This window comes from Streptococcus sp. SC1, assembly GCF_030272855.1.
Taxonomy (GTDB): Bacteria; Bacillota; Bacilli; order Lactobacillales; family Streptococcaceae; genus Streptococcus.
Map to the genome: position 1 here is coordinate 365,747 of NZ_JAQCMU010000002.1, position 13,799 is coordinate 379,545.

Here is a 13,799-nt window from a genome sequence, read left to right on the forward strand (position 1 = left end):
AACTGAAAATCAATGCTTCCATTATATCAAAATTCGAGCGAATTTGTTATCGAAAAGGCAACTACCTCATTTGAAATCCAAGTGTGAAAAAGTTATAATAATAGTTTAGAAAGGGGCAACCATGAACAATCATCCAAGTGACAATCTCAAACTTGCCGAACGAGGCGCCCTCCTAGCAATTGCCACCTACATTGGCCTATCCGTTACAAAAATCATTGCAGGTGCAGCACTGACATCCTCTAGTTTGACGGCGGATGGTTTCAACAACGTCTCCGATATCGTTGCCAATCTAGCAGTCCTAATTGGCCTGCGCATGGCGCGAAAACCAGCGGATAAGGACCACCGCTTCGGCCATTGGAAGATTGAAGATTTGGCCAGTCTGATTACCTCTTTCATCATGTTTTTTGTCGGCTTCAATGTCCTCATTGATACGGCTCAAAAAATCATTAACAAGGAAGAAACCTTGATTGATCCTGTGGGAGCTGTTGTCGGAATTGTGTCGGCTATCATCATGTTCGGTGTTTATCTTTACAATAAAAATCTAGCTAAAAGAGTGAAATCCAAAGCTCTAGATGCGGCCGCCAAGGACAATCTCTCGGATGCTATCACTTCTCTAGGCACATCTGTTGCCATTATTGCCAGCTCCCTGAAATTCCCTATCGTTGATAAGCTAGCAGCCATCGTTATTACGTTTTTCATTCTAAAAACAGCCTATGACATCTTTATAGAGTCCTCCTTCAGTCTGTCAGATGGCTTTGATCAGGACCTTTTAGACGATTACAAGCGCGCTATTCTGGAAATCCCTAAAATCACACGCGTCAAGTCCCAGCGTGGTCGGACCTATGGTAGCAATATCTATTTGGATATTATACTGGAAATGAATCCCGACCTCTCCGTCTTTGAAAGTCACGAAATCGCTGATCAGGTGGAGGATATGCTCAAGGAAGACTTTGGCGTCTTCGACATTGATATTCATATTGAGCCAGCTCCGATTCCTGAAGATGAGATTCTGGATAATGTCTATCAAAAGCTCCTGATGCGTGAGCAATTGGTCGACCAAGGCAGGCAATTGGAGGCGCTTCTTTCCTCTGATTTTGTCTACATTTCCCAAGATGGTCGCCAGCTAAACAAAGAGGAATTTCAACTAGAGAGAGCCCAAACTTCTCCTATCAAAAATTTAGAAATTACATCCGTCAGCCAAAAGACCAAGCTGATTCGCTATCAAATCGGGGATGTCATCCATACTAGCCTCTGGCGCCGCCACGAAGTCTGGCAAAATATCTTTCACCAAGAAACACGAAAAAACAACTAGTTTTCTGCTAGTTGTTTTTATATGCTTTCACTTGGTCTGTCGAAATATCCTCTCCAAACCACTTCTCAGCGATTTTCTGGAATTTTCCCTCTTGGTATAATTTTCCAAAAGCAGTATTTACTTTTTCAACTAAAGTACGGTCCGCCTTTCTAGCCCCGACCGCAAAGTCCTCGCTCTCAAATCCAACTGAAAAGACTGAATACTGATCTAAAATTCCTTCTTCTGTCAGATAATAATTAGCATAAACACGGTCAATCAAGAGACCATCAATCCGGTCGTTTTGCAAGTCAATCAACGCCTCGTTAAAGCTCTGGTACTGAGTCGCTGTATGATTTTTGACAATGGTTTTCAAAATTTTAGGATTACTTTCAAAAGCTATGTAGCCAGAAGATCCTGCTTGTGCACCCAATACTTTTCCTGCCATATCACTGGCCTGTGAGATATGAGAGGACTTTTTGCTGACCAAAACCTGCTCATTTCTCATATAAGGAATGGTAAATTCTACCTTTTCCCTTCTCTCATCCGTCGCGGAATAGCCATTCCAGATAAGGTCAATCGTACCGTTGGTCAACTCTGTTTCTTTCATATCCCAATCAATCGGCTGCCATTTCACCTTAATTCCATATTCCTCAAAAACAGCGTTGGCCAAATCAATGTCAAATCCTTCATAAGTGCCATCTTTTTGCTCAAATCCCATGGGGACAAAGGTATTATCAAAGCCGATTGTAATCTGTTTTTTCTCCTCATACTTACTCCAGTTATCCAAGCTGGGATCACTGACATTGGAACTACAACCACCGAGCAGAAAAGTTAGGATCAAGGTCAAACAGGCCAAAAGAATATTCTTTAGTTTCATCTGGGCCTCCCTTATTTTGGTGTGACTTTTAGAATAGAATCCGCAATGTTTTCCGCAAACTGCAAATCATGTGTGACCACAATCTGTGTCATCCCCATTTCCCGATTTTGGAGGATGAGTTTTTCTACTTCCAAGCGTAAGGCAGGATCCAAGGCAGAAGTCGGCTCATCATATCCGATAATCTCTGGATTGATCATCATAGCACGAGCCAAAGCGACCCGCTGTTTTTGCCCGCCTGACAGCGAATAAGGATAGGCCTCGGCATGCTCGGACAAGCCTAAGCGGGCCAATAAGTCCTGCGCCTTCTCTTCAGCTTCTTCTTTGGAAACGTTCATTGTATATATTGGTGATAAGGTCAAGTTTTCCAAGACAGACAAATGGGGAAAGAGCTGAAAATCTTGAAAAACAAAACCTAGAAGATTGCGCTTTTCAAGTTCAGCAACATCCAAAGTCTCTCCATTATAAATTACTTGTCCCGAATCAATTGTCTCCAAGCCTGCCAGCATTCGCAGAAGGGTCGTCTTCCCTCCGCCCGATGGTCCAACAATGGCCAATACTTGCTTTTCAGGCACAATCAAATTAAAATCCTTTAGAATCTGCTTATCACCAAATTTTTTACTAATATTTCGTAATTCTAACATAATAGCACCTACTTATAATAACTAAATTTCTTTTCGACCTGTTTTGCAACCAGCGTAGCCAAACCGATTAAGAGTAAATAAATCAAGCCTGCAACAAACATCGGTGCCAGACTGGCATCTCGGTTGGCCGCTGTACGACTAGCCAAAATCAAATCTGAAATGCCTAAAGCATAAACCAAAGAGGTGTCTTTCACCAAAGTCATGACTTCATTAAAGACACTAGGTAGCACAATTTTTACGACCTGCGGCAAAATAATCAGGCGAATCGTCTGAACAGGAGTAAATTTCAAAACCTTCGCAGCTTCATACTGTCCAGTCGGAATGGAAGAAATGCCTCCGCGAAAGATCTCCGCAAAATAAGCCGCGTAGTTTAATGTAAAGGCAATAATCGCTGCAGGAATCCGATCCAGCCGAATGCCGATACTTGGCAACACATAGTAAATAAAGATTAACTGCAATAAAAGCGGCGTCCCGCGCATGATCCAAATGTAAATATTAAGCAGCCATTGCAGAGGCTTCAAGCGAATTTGCATTGAAAATGCCAGCATAATTCCTAAAGGAATCGAAAAAACCAAGACCAAAGCAAACACTTGCAAGGTAGTTGCCGCTCCACTTAGAAGACTAGGTAAAATTTCCAAAATATAGCTCATTCTCTTCCTCCTAAATAAATATTTTACCATTATAGCAGAATCTCAGGAAAATACAAGCAAATATTGCAAAAAATTTATAGCACAAAAATCGAAGTCGAATAAGAAAGATTTTTGAAACTTTTGGGGCAGATTTGGGTCAAATATAACAAAAACCCTTGTTAATCAAGGGTTTTAAGTGTTGTTTAATGTCCCCTGCCGGAATCGAACCAGCAACTACTCCTTAGGAGGGAGTTGTTATATCCATTGAACTAAGGGGACTAGAGAAAAACTCTGCCAAGTGACAGAGTCATTTCTGATATTAACGACGGATTTCTTTGATACGCGCTGCCTTACCTTGCAATGCACGAAGGTAGTACAATTTAGCACGACGAACTTTACCGTAACGAACGACTTCAATCTTATCAACACGTGGAGTGTGGATTGGGAAAGTACGTTCAACACCTACACCGTTAGAGATTTTACGAACTGTGTAGTTTTCTGAGATTCCAGCACCTTTACGAGCGATAACGACACCTTCAAAGATCTGGATACGTTCGCGAGTTCCTTCGACAACTTTCGCGTGAACGCGGACAGTGTCACCAGGACGGAATGCAGGGATATCTGAGCGAAGTTGACCTTCAGTCAAGCTTTGGATTAATGGATTCATTTTTTCTCCTATCTTGCTAATCTTGTAGTTCTAGGCGACAGCGGATTAGCCGTTTTTTTAGTGCATCCATTTATGCACAAAGTATATTATATCAAAATTCTAGCAAAAGTAAAGATTTTTAGATAAAAATTCCTAAAAGAATGGCTAAAAATCCTAAAAAGTAGGTCAGCATCAGATAGAGGCTAAATTTCTTCTTATCTGAAAACAGCTCTGCTAATTCCGCATTAAAGGTGGAGAGAGTTGTTAAACCGCCACAGAAGCCTGTTGCCAATATGCTATACAGCTGTTTATCTTGGATATGGTTATAAAAATATCCAATCAAAAAGGCTCCCAGTACATTAGCCATCAAGGTGCCTATTGGCAAAGCAGCTCTGCTATTAACCTTAGAAAAAAAGTAACGGACAAGAGCTCCTAGACCGCAAGCAATGAGCAAAAACCAAATCATGCGGTCACCTTCCTTCCAGCCCATAAAGCAATGCAAAGGCTGCCGCCGATACTCAAAACAAGATATAGGAGCAATTCTGGATAACGGCCTAAATCCAGCAATTTGAGCGAATCTAATAGAAGACTAGAAAAAGTCGTCAAGCCGCCACAAAATCCCGTCGACAAAGCCAATAACAAATGCTTAGAAACTTGCTTGCGACTGAGATAGCCTTTAACTAAATAGACTAACAAGAAAGTTCCCAAATAGTTGACCAAAAGTGTCGGTAACGGAAAATGTCCCGTGAATGTGAAAAAGGAAGAGCATTGATAACGGAGTAAACCGCCTAGCATCGCTGCTAGGAAGATTGCTAAAGAATTTTTTACTTCACTCATCTTATTTGCTTCTCCTGAAAAGCACGTGAATGCTTTAGGATGTCCGCAAAGGTCGCAAGAATCGTTTCTTGATAGTCCTTATTTTCAATCTTGCTCGCAACTCTAGCAAAGATCCTTTCTTCTCGCTTAGGATCTGCGACGGCCTTCCCATTCGATTTTTTAAAAGCCACAACTTGGCCAACCAGATTCATACGCTGCTCTAGTAAGGCAACAAGTGCGTCATCTACTTGGTCAATTTCCTGTCTGATTTCTTCTAACGTCATCTCATTCCTCCTCATATTCTATCTATCATATCAAAAAATAGTAAAATGTTCTAGTTTTATCCTAAATAAAAAAGGGTCATTGGACCTTAAATTAAAAGAAAACTCGCTTAAGCGAGTTTTTATCTGCAACCTAAAGCAACCTTAGATTAAGGGGATATCGCAAAAGCGAGTCTATATCTACAGATTAAAAAGGTTTCCCGAACCTTAGATTCTGGACTGTTTTAGCCAACGGACCCTTCCATGCTCATGTTGATGAGTTGGTTGAGTTCGATGGCGTATTCCATTGGAAGTTCCTTAGTAATGGGTTCCATAAATCCGTTGATAATCATTGCTGTGGCTTCTTCTTCGCTGATTCCTCGGCTCATCAGGTAGTAGAGCTGGTCCTCAGATACTTTGGAAACCTTGGCTTCATGCTCTAGGGCAACATTGGAATTATGGATTTCATTAAAAGGAATGGTGTCGGAACTAGACTCGCCATCCATGAGAATGGTATCGCACTCGATATGAGATTTGGAACCTGCACTATTCTTGCCAAAGCGAACCTGACCACGATAGTCTGTCTTGCCGCCATCCTTAGCCACTGATTTAGAAATCAAAGTACTGGAAGTCTTGGGCGCATTATGAAAAACCTTACAACCTGCATCCAAGTGCTGGCCATAGTTGGCAAAGGACATGGAGAGGATAGAAGTTCTTGCGTTGCGGCCATTAAGAATGCTGCAGGGATATTTCATATTGACCTTGCTACCTAAGTTCCCATCAATCCACTCTAAGGTGCCGCCTTCATCAACAATCCCCCGCTCCGTTACCAGGTTATAGACATTGTCCGACCAGTTTTGAATGGTTGTATAGCGGAAAAAGGCATCCTTTTTGACAATGATTTCGACATTTGCCGCATGAAGACTATTGCTTGTGTAAGTCGGTGCTGTACAGCCCTCGATGTACTGGATAGAACCACCCTCCTCGATAATCATCAAAGAGCGCTCAAACTGGCCAGCATTTTCACCATTGATACGAAAATAGGTCTGAACAGGAACTTGGCACTGGACGTTCTTAGGCACATAGATAAAGGTTCCGCCGGACCAAACTGCACTATTAAGAGCAGAAAATTTATGCTCAGCATTTGAAATCACAGTACCAAAATACTGCTTGACCAAGTCCGGATATTCCTGAACAGCCGTATCCGTATCAGTAAAGATAATCCCCAGCTTGGCAAACTCTTCCTTCATATTATGATAAACCACTTCCGATTCGTACTGGGCCACAGCTCCAGACAGAAACTGCTTCTCAGCTTCTGGAATTCCCAAGCGGTCAAAGGTTTTCTTAATCTCCTCTGGAACTTCATCCCAACTGCGAGCCCGATCTCCGCTTAGTTTTTGGTAGTAGATAATATCATCAAAGCGAATACCTGATAAATCTGGTCCAAAGTCGGGCATGGGTAGCTTATGAAAAAGTTCCAAAGAGCGGAGGCGATAATCCAACATCCACCGGGGCTCATTCTTGATTTCTGAGATTTCTCGAACCACTTCTTCGGTCAAACCTTTACCAGTCGAAAAGAGCGGCTTGACATCATCATGAAAGCCAAAGGCATAGTCGCGTTCTTTCATAGGAACTCCTCCTTTATCTAAGGGATAACGCTTACTTATATTATACTCCTAATCATGAGAATTGTCAGAAAATAATACTTTAAGAAAAGAAAAACGGCCACAGCCGCTTCCCATATTGTCATTTTAAACTTTACCTACTAACTCTTCCGCAAATGCTTCCAAGCGCTCAATATCATCTTCTTCTGCAGAAAGATCTACTTTGACACATTCTGAACCTTTCACTGCTCCTGTAGCCGCAAAAACAGCATCAAAGTCATCAACAGCCTTGCAGAATTCATCATAAAAAGTATCTCCTGAACCGACCACTCCGTAGACCTTGCCAGACAAGTCCAATCCAGATAAGTCTTCGTAGAAGTCCATCATTTCATCAGGCAGCTCACCGTCACCGTAGGTATAGGTCGCTACAATCGTAATATCCGCTTCCAAGAAATCTTCTGCATCGACAGTGGTACACTCGTCCACTTCAACTTCTACATCTAGTTCTCTTAGCTTATCCGCCACAATATCGGCAATTTCCTCGGTGTTTCCAGTCATACTGGCAAATACAATTTTCGCTAAGGTCATAGTTCCCTCCAAATTATAATCTTCATTCATTATAACACATCTTTTTTATTTTAAAAATAAAAATTCTTGTGCTACAATAACTAGAGAAAGTTTAAGAGGTTTACAATGAGTATCTATAGTAAAATTCTGAAAAAAATTAAGGAATACGATAAAATTATCATCCACCGCCACATGCGCCCTGACCCAGATGCAATTGGCAGTCAAGTCGGCTTACAAAAACTTCTCCAGCTCAACTTTCCTGAAAAATCCATCAAAGTAACGGGTTACAACGAGCCTAGTCTTACTTGGCTAGCAAAGATGGATGAGGTAACAGATGTGGACTATGAGCAGGCCTTGGTAATCGTGTGCGATACAGCCAACACTCCCCGCATTGATGATCAGCGCTACAGTACAGGCGACTTTTTGATTAAAATCGACCATCATCCCAACGATGATGCCTACGGAGATTTGCTGCTGGTTGATACAGATGCTAGTAGCACAAGCGAAATTATCGCTCTTTTTGCCTTCGAAAATCACTTAGAAGTAAATGACTATATCGCTAAACTTCTTTATGCTGGCATTGTTGGGGATACAGGGCGCTTCCTCTATCCAGCGACTACTGCACACACATTTGAGGTAGCTGGCAAACTTCGCCAATACGCTTTTAATTTTTCAGAGCTTTCTCGAAAAATGGACTCCATCACCCATCAAGTTGCCAAACTGCAAGGTTATGTTTACGATAATCTAGAAATTGATGAGAATGGTGCTGCGCGCGTTATCCTATCTCAGCAGTTATTGAAAGAAAATCAGCTGACAGATGCTGATACTTCAGCCATTGTAGCTGCACCCGGACGAATCGAAGATGTCCAGATGTGGGCCATCTTTGTCGAACAGCCTGACGGCCATTATCGTGTGCGAATGCGCAGTAAGTTTACTCCAATCAATGAAATTGCCAAACAACATAATGGAGGTGGCCACCCACTTGCCAGCGGTGCCAATGCTTATTCCAAAGATGAAGTGGACTTAATTTATCAAAAATTAAAAGAAAGTGCAAAAAAGTAAGAAAATCATCCAAAAGACTTGTCAAATCATTTAGAATTTGATAAACTATCAAAGTAACTAATCTATGGCTCGCAAAGAGTCCATGGCAGAAAGGATTTTTTAAAATGAGAAAAGATATTCATCCAGAATACCGTCAAGTTGTATTTATGGACACTACTACTGGCTACAAGTTCCTTAGCGGTTCAACTAAACGTTCAAACGAAACTGTTGAATTCGAAGGTGAAACTTACCCATTGATCCGTGTCGAAATTTCATCAGACTCACACCCATTCTACACTGGACGTCAAAAGTTCACTCAAGCAGATGGACGTGTGGATCGTTTCAACAAAAAATACGGTCTCAAATAAGAAACGTATTGACATTAAAACAAATGTTAATACGAAGCCAAATCCGAGAAATCGGATTTGGCTTTTTTTATTTTTCAAATAGAAAATCCTTTGAAATCTGGAATGAGGCAGCATGACTACTGTCACTCATTCCTTCATCTCAAAGGATTGGTTTCAATTATTGATTTTCTTTCAGTTTTTCTCGCTCAAGGCGAAGTTTGCGATTTGGATTTAGCCGATTAAAGAGTTCTTCCAGCTTTTTTGCATTCCAAACATCTGCTGCTGAGACAAAGTTGCCATTTTCGTCTCGAAAAGATATTGGTTTATCACCCATTACATATCTCCTTAGTCAACAAATTCAAACTCAAACTTACCAATGCGCACCAAATCTCCGTCCTTGGCACCACGCGCACGAAGTGCTTCGTCAACGCCCATACCGCGCAACTGACGAGAGAATTTCATGATGGACTCATCGCGGTCAAAGTTGGTCATTGTAAAGAGTTTTTCTAGTTTATCACCTGAAAGCACCCATGTAGCATCATCATCACGAGAGATTTCGAAGGCTGGTGCTTCTTCATCAAAGCCATAATAAGCCTCGTCTTCCATATCGGATTCTTCATAAAGCAGAAACTCAGGTGTCTTATCCAGCAGCTCAGCCGTCGCATCCAAGAGCGTGGCAAGCCCCTGCTTGGTCAGACTAGAAATAGGGAAAATCTGCGGCAACTCTTCAAATTCATCATAGTTAGCAGCCAGTTTTTTCTTGAATTCTTTCAAATTTTCTGCGCTATCAGGCATATCCATCTTGTTGGCTACAATAATCTGCGGCCGTTCCATCAAGCGCAAATTATAGGATTCCAACTCCTTATTGATCGCAAGGTAATCCTCATATGGATCGCGTCCCTCACTGGCAGACATATCAATAACGTGTAAAATGACCCGTGTCCGCTCGATATGACGAAGAAACTGGGTACCTAGGCCCACTCCCTGACTGGCTCCTTCGATCAAACCTGGCAGATCGGCTACAGCAAAGGATTCTCCAGACTGAGTCCGAACCATGCCCAGATTAGGGACAATCGTGGTAAAGTGATAAGCTCCAATTTTCGGCTTAGCTGATGTAATCACACTCAGAAGGGTTGATTTCCCAACTGAAGGAAAACCGACCAGACCAACATCGGCCAGTACTTTTAGCTCCAGCAGTAATTCTCTTTCCTGACCGGGCTCCCCATTTTCAGAAATTTCCGGAGCAGGATTTTTAGGTGTAGCAAAGCGAATATTGCCACGACCACCACGACCACCATGCGCTACGACGAAACGTTGACCGTGCTCGATCAAATCCGTAATGACCTTGCCAGTTTCAGCATCACGCACAGTCGTCCCCTGTGGTACACGGACAATCAAATCCTCTGCTCCTCGACCATGCATTCCCTTGGTCATTCCTTTTTCGCCTGATTGAGCCTTGAAATGACGATTATAACGGAAATCCATCAAGGTACGCAGTCCTTCGTCCACGACAAAAATCACATCACCACCACGACCGCCATCGCCGCCCCAAGGTCCGCCATTGGGTACATATTTTTCTCGGCGAAAAGCCACCATGCCATCGCCGCCTTTGCCAGCCTTGACCTGAACCTTGGCTGTATCTAAAAACATACTCATATAAATTCTCGCTTCTTTTTTACTCTAAAAAAACGCCTTGCAGCGTTTAGGATTAGAAGATTACGCCGATAGCTTGTGCAAAAATTGCACCAATCGTTACAAGTAACATGATTACCACGACCAGCATTGTCAATTTTTCAAATCCTGTTTTTTTACGTTGTCCGTTATCTCCAAAAGCCACTTTATTACCTCAATTCCTAGATTACTCCCTATATTTTAACACGATTAGCATACTTTTTCAAATATTTACGAGATGAAAAAGAAAAAGAGAGGTTTTACTCCATTAGCCAAAGAATCCTAAAGGATATTTATGAAAATAATTTAAAAAGATTGAAGAACTCACTCCAAATAGGAGACTTCTCCAATCTTTTGACTTTTATTCGATACCAATTTCAGCACGGACAACATTCGCAATTGTGTCCACATAGTAGTCCACTTCTCCGTGAGTTGGCGCTTCAGCCATGACACGCAGAAGCGGTTCTGTTCCGCTTGGACGGACAAGGATACGGCCGTTTCCTGCCATTTCAGTTTCCATTTTTTTAATAATGTCTCTGATAGCCGGTACTTCCATTGCCTTATCTTTCATAGCATTTTCGACACGAATATTAACCAATTTTTGTGGGTAAATGGTCACTTCTGATGCAAGTTCAGACAAACTCTTACCAGTTTCTTTCATCACTTTGGTTAATTGTACCGCTGACAATTGACCATCACCAGTAGTATTATAATCCATGATAATGACATGACCAGATTGCTCACCGCCTAGATTATAACCGTTCTTGCGCATTTCTTCTACCACATAGCGGTCACCAACGGCAGTCACTACTTTATTGATGCCTTCGCGCTCCAAGGCTTTATGGAAACCAAGGTTGGACATAACGGTAGTCACAATTGTATTTTGAGCCAATTGGCCTTTTTCAGAAAGATACTTGCCGATGATGTACATAATCTTATCACCATCTACAATATCGCCATTTTCATCAACGGCAATCAAACGGTCACTATCACCATCAAAGGCAAGTCCAATCGCTGCTCCTGATTCACGGACTGTTTCTTGTAAGCCTTCTGGATGAGTAGAGCCTACATTTAAGTTAATGTTGAGGCCATCTGGATTCTCTCCGATAACAGTCAGCTGGGCACCCAAATCAGCAAAAATTTGACGGGCGCTGGTTGAAGCAGCGCCATTTGCTGTATCAAGGGCAACGTGCATTCCTTCAAGATCTAAACCTGTTGAAACAAGATATTGTTGGTACTTACGCAGGCCTTCTGGATAATCCATGACTTTTCCTAAGCCTTCAGCACTTGGGCGAGGAAGGGTATCTTCTGCTGCGTCTAGCAAAGCTTCGATTTCAAGTTCGCGCTCATCATCCAGTTTATAACCATCGCCACCAAAGAATTTGATACCGTTATCAAGAGCAGGATTGTGGCTAGCCGAAATCATGACACCCGCGCTAGCTTTTTCGGATTTAACCAAGTAAGCAACACCTGGAGTAGCAATCACACCAAGTTTGTAGACGTGAATCCCTACAGAAAGCAGACCTGCAATCAAGGCACTCTCCAGCATTTCTCCCGAAATGCGCGTATCACGGCCAACAAATACCCGAGGAACTTCACTTTCGTGTTGGCTCAGAACATATCCACCAAAACGGCCCAGTTTAAAGGCCAATTCCGGCGTTAATTCCACATTAGCTTCTCCACGAACACCATCGGTTCCAAAATATTTACCCATTTTTAAAATTTTCCTTTCAAATCTTGCATTTATTTACTAGATGAACTCGAACTTGAGCTCGATTTGGAGCTTGACGAATTCGAATGTGTGGTTTTGGTCGTAACTTTCATCGTTGTTTCAAACGGTGTCACAACACTTGGCAAAACATTCCCATTGGCATCCATGGCCTGCAAGGAAGCTGCCCCACTATAATTTCCTGAAATAGTGACGTTGCTTGGTAAGACTGCTGCGACATGATTAACTTTTTCCAAAGTTTCTTCATCGCTTGTCACTGTCACTTCTTCGTGCTCCAAGCTCACATTTGTGATAGAGATATCTTCTGCAACTTGACTGCCTGTGATGAGATACTTCACTGGCACTTTCTTGCTTGCTTTCTTACCTATCTTGACTGAAATTTTTTGCGGATTGACCGTAGCAGACAGGCCGCTAGGTAGATTTTCGACTTTCAGCTGCACCTCGACTGTTCCTTCTGATGCATTGGATAAATCCGCTACCACATGGAACTTCCGTGTACTCTCTTGCATTTCGCTACTTAAAGCCACTCTATTAGAACCCGTCAAAACAACACTAGCTTCGGAGGTAAAGCCGCTAATGAAGTACCGCTCACTATCATACTTGATATCAATCGGGACATTAGGAATCGTATTACTATAAGTTTCCGAGGTCACTTGGCGAATGCTGATACTATTTTGAAAACTACTAGACGTCGCATAAATAAACAAAACCAAAGCAAAAAATAAGGAGGAGATAATATAGAGAATTTTTTTACTTTGTTTCATTCTTCCATCCTCCTAGGATACGATTCTTTAGGCTCATTTTCTCATGCTTGTCTGATAAGAGAACTTCCCGCAGTTGTGATTCGAACTCGCTCAAACTCAAGTCATGCTTGAAGACTCCATTATGTGTCGTAGAAATACCGCCTGTCTCCTCAGACACGACAAAAGTAAAAGCATCTGAAACTTCTGAAAGGCCAATCGCAGCCCGGTGCCGAGTCCCAAATTCCTTGGAAATACCTGTGCTTTCTGTAAGCGGCAAATAGGCACAAGAGGCAGCGATCTTATTATCTTTGATAATAACTGCCCCATCATGCAGAGGCGTATTAGGAATGAAAATATTGATCAACAGTTCCCCAGAGATATCCGCATCCAGTGGGATTCCCGTTGCAATGTATTCCTGCAACGTTCGAGCGCCCTGAATAGCCACCAAGGCACCGATCTTACGCGGACTCATGTAAGCTACTGCCTTAACAAAGGCTTGAATCAATTTTTCCTCACTGCTGACTGGCGTGGCTGAAAAAATCTCGGTTGCTCTACCCAACTTTTCAAGACCAGTCCGAATCTCAGGCGAGAAAATCACCACTGCCGCAATGACCCCGTAGGTAATAACCTGATTGATCAACCATGAAATGGTCGTCAAACCAATGATATTCGCTAAAAACTGTGCCAAGATAAAGAAGAGCACTCCCCGAACCAGAATCATAATTTTGGTTCCGGCAATTGCTTTAGTAAAATGATATAAAATCCAGGTGACTAAAGCAATATCAATAATGTTGATTAAAATATTCCAAGGATTACTGAATACATTAGCCCAGTATTGGAGATTGGTTAATTGTTGAAAGTTCATTGCATAGTGGCCCTCCCAGTCAAAAACAAACAGTTCTCAACCATTATATCACTTTTAAGGATATTTTTCTGT

Annotated in this window: 18 protein-coding genes and 1 tRNA gene; 3 read left to right on the top strand and 16 right to left on the bottom strand. The window is 42.1% G+C overall.

What is annotated here, in order from left to right; all coding sequences use genetic code 11:
• Positions 1-121: 121 nt before the first annotated feature.
• A complete protein-coding gene (locus tag PAN94_RS04670) occupies positions 122-1,312 on the top strand; it encodes a cation diffusion facilitator family transporter (protein ID WP_285874875.1) in 1,191 nt (396 codons plus the stop codon).
• A gap of 7 nt (positions 1,313-1,319) precedes the next feature.
• Here the strand turns inward: PAN94_RS04670 and PAN94_RS04675 are convergent, their stop codons facing one another.
• From PAN94_RS04675 to PAN94_RS04720, 10 genes are all read right to left on the bottom strand, one after another.
• Positions 1,320-2,168 carry an amino acid ABC transporter substrate-binding protein gene (locus PAN94_RS04675; protein ID WP_285874876.1) on the bottom strand — a complete coding sequence of 283 codons (849 nt, stop codon included), beginning with the start codon at positions 2,166-2,168 and terminating at the stop codon, positions 1,320-1,322.
• 11 nt (positions 2,169-2,179) lie between these two features.
• Positions 2,180-2,809, bottom strand: coding sequence for an amino acid ABC transporter ATP-binding protein (locus tag PAN94_RS04680; protein ID WP_285874877.1), 630 nt, complete (start codon positions 2,807-2,809; stop codon positions 2,180-2,182).
• An 8-nt stretch (positions 2,810-2,817) separates the two neighbouring features.
• A complete protein-coding gene (locus PAN94_RS04685) occupies positions 2,818-3,459 on the bottom strand; it encodes an amino acid ABC transporter permease (protein WP_061909465.1) in 642 nt (213 codons plus the stop codon).
• 186 nt (positions 3,460-3,645) lie between these two features.
• A tRNA-Arg gene (locus PAN94_RS04690) sits at positions 3,646-3,717 on the bottom strand.
• A gap of 40 nt (positions 3,718-3,757) precedes the next feature.
• On the bottom strand, positions 3,758-4,105 hold the full coding sequence (gene rplS, locus PAN94_RS04695; protein WP_005590628.1) for a 50S ribosomal protein L19: 348 nt from the start codon (positions 4,103-4,105) through the stop codon (positions 3,758-3,760).
• Between the two features lie 118 nt (positions 4,106-4,223).
• Positions 4,224-4,550, bottom strand: coding sequence for a fluoride efflux transporter CrcB (gene crcB / locus PAN94_RS04700; protein WP_185760993.1), 327 nt, complete (start codon positions 4,548-4,550; stop codon positions 4,224-4,226).
• Complete coding sequence (gene crcB, locus PAN94_RS04705; protein ID WP_285874879.1) at positions 4,547-4,921, bottom strand: fluoride efflux transporter CrcB; 375 nt, start codon at positions 4,919-4,921, stop codon at positions 4,547-4,549. The genes crcB (PAN94_RS04700) and crcB (PAN94_RS04705) overlap by 4 nt, the downstream gene beginning before the upstream one ends.
• Positions 4,918-5,184 carry a chorismate mutase gene (locus tag PAN94_RS04710; protein ID WP_285874880.1) on the bottom strand — a complete coding sequence of 89 codons (267 nt, stop codon included), beginning with the start codon at positions 5,182-5,184 and terminating at the stop codon, positions 4,918-4,920. Before PAN94_RS04710 ends, crcB (PAN94_RS04705) begins: the two co-directional genes overlap by 4 nt.
• Positions 5,185-5,405: 221 nt before the next feature.
• Entirely contained in the window at positions 5,406-6,788 is a 1,383-nt protein-coding gene (gene sufB / locus PAN94_RS04715) for a Fe-S cluster assembly protein SufB (protein WP_285874881.1), read from the bottom strand.
• Positions 6,789-6,911: 123 nt separating this feature from the next.
• Positions 6,912-7,352, bottom strand: coding sequence for a flavodoxin (locus PAN94_RS04720; protein WP_285874882.1), 441 nt, complete (start codon positions 7,350-7,352; stop codon positions 6,912-6,914).
• Positions 7,353-7,457: 105 nt separating this feature from the next.
• Between PAN94_RS04720 and PAN94_RS04725 the strand changes: the two genes are divergently transcribed.
• Both PAN94_RS04725 and PAN94_RS04730 read left to right on the top strand, forming a co-directional pair.
• A complete protein-coding gene (locus tag PAN94_RS04725) occupies positions 7,458-8,393 on the top strand; it encodes a DHH family phosphoesterase (protein ID WP_285874883.1) in 936 nt (311 codons plus the stop codon).
• Between the two features lie 104 nt (positions 8,394-8,497).
• The gene (locus tag PAN94_RS04730) at positions 8,498-8,740 is read left to right on the top strand and encodes a type B 50S ribosomal protein L31 (protein ID WP_048763695.1); all 243 of its coding nucleotides are present in this window, start codon (positions 8,498-8,500) and stop codon (positions 8,738-8,740) included.
• Positions 8,741-8,897: 157 nt separating this feature from the next.
• On the opposite strand, the gene PAN94_RS04735 is transcribed toward PAN94_RS04730, so the two are convergent.
• The 6 genes from PAN94_RS04735 to cdaA form a co-directional block, all read right to left on the bottom strand.
• Positions 8,898-9,053 (bottom strand): hypothetical protein, encoded by a 156-nt coding sequence (locus PAN94_RS04735; RefSeq protein ID WP_045499399.1) that lies wholly within the window; start codon positions 9,051-9,053, stop codon positions 8,898-8,900.
• Positions 9,054-9,064: 11 nt separating this feature from the next.
• Positions 9,065-10,375, bottom strand: coding sequence for a GTPase ObgE (gene obgE / locus PAN94_RS04740; protein WP_285874884.1), 1,311 nt, complete (start codon positions 10,373-10,375; stop codon positions 9,065-9,067).
• Positions 10,376-10,427: 52 nt separating this feature from the next.
• Positions 10,428-10,556: a DUF4044 domain-containing protein gene (locus tag PAN94_RS04745; protein WP_065426516.1), complete on the bottom strand. Its 129-nt coding sequence runs from the start codon at positions 10,554-10,556 to the stop codon at positions 10,428-10,430.
• Between the two features lie 195 nt (positions 10,557-10,751).
• Positions 10,752-12,104 carry a phosphoglucosamine mutase gene (gene glmM / locus PAN94_RS04750; protein ID WP_285874885.1) on the bottom strand — a complete coding sequence of 451 codons (1,353 nt, stop codon included), beginning with the start codon at positions 12,102-12,104 and terminating at the stop codon, positions 10,752-10,754.
• Positions 12,105-12,133: 29 nt separating this feature from the next.
• Positions 12,134-12,883, bottom strand: coding sequence for a CdaR family protein (locus tag PAN94_RS04755; RefSeq protein ID WP_285874886.1), 750 nt, complete (start codon positions 12,881-12,883; stop codon positions 12,134-12,136).
• On the bottom strand, positions 12,870-13,727 hold the full coding sequence (cdaA, locus tag PAN94_RS04760; protein WP_125370609.1) for a diadenylate cyclase CdaA: 858 nt from the start codon (positions 13,725-13,727) through the stop codon (positions 12,870-12,872). Before cdaA ends, PAN94_RS04755 begins: the two co-directional genes overlap by 14 nt.
• Between the last annotated feature and the right edge of the window lie 72 nt (positions 13,728-13,799).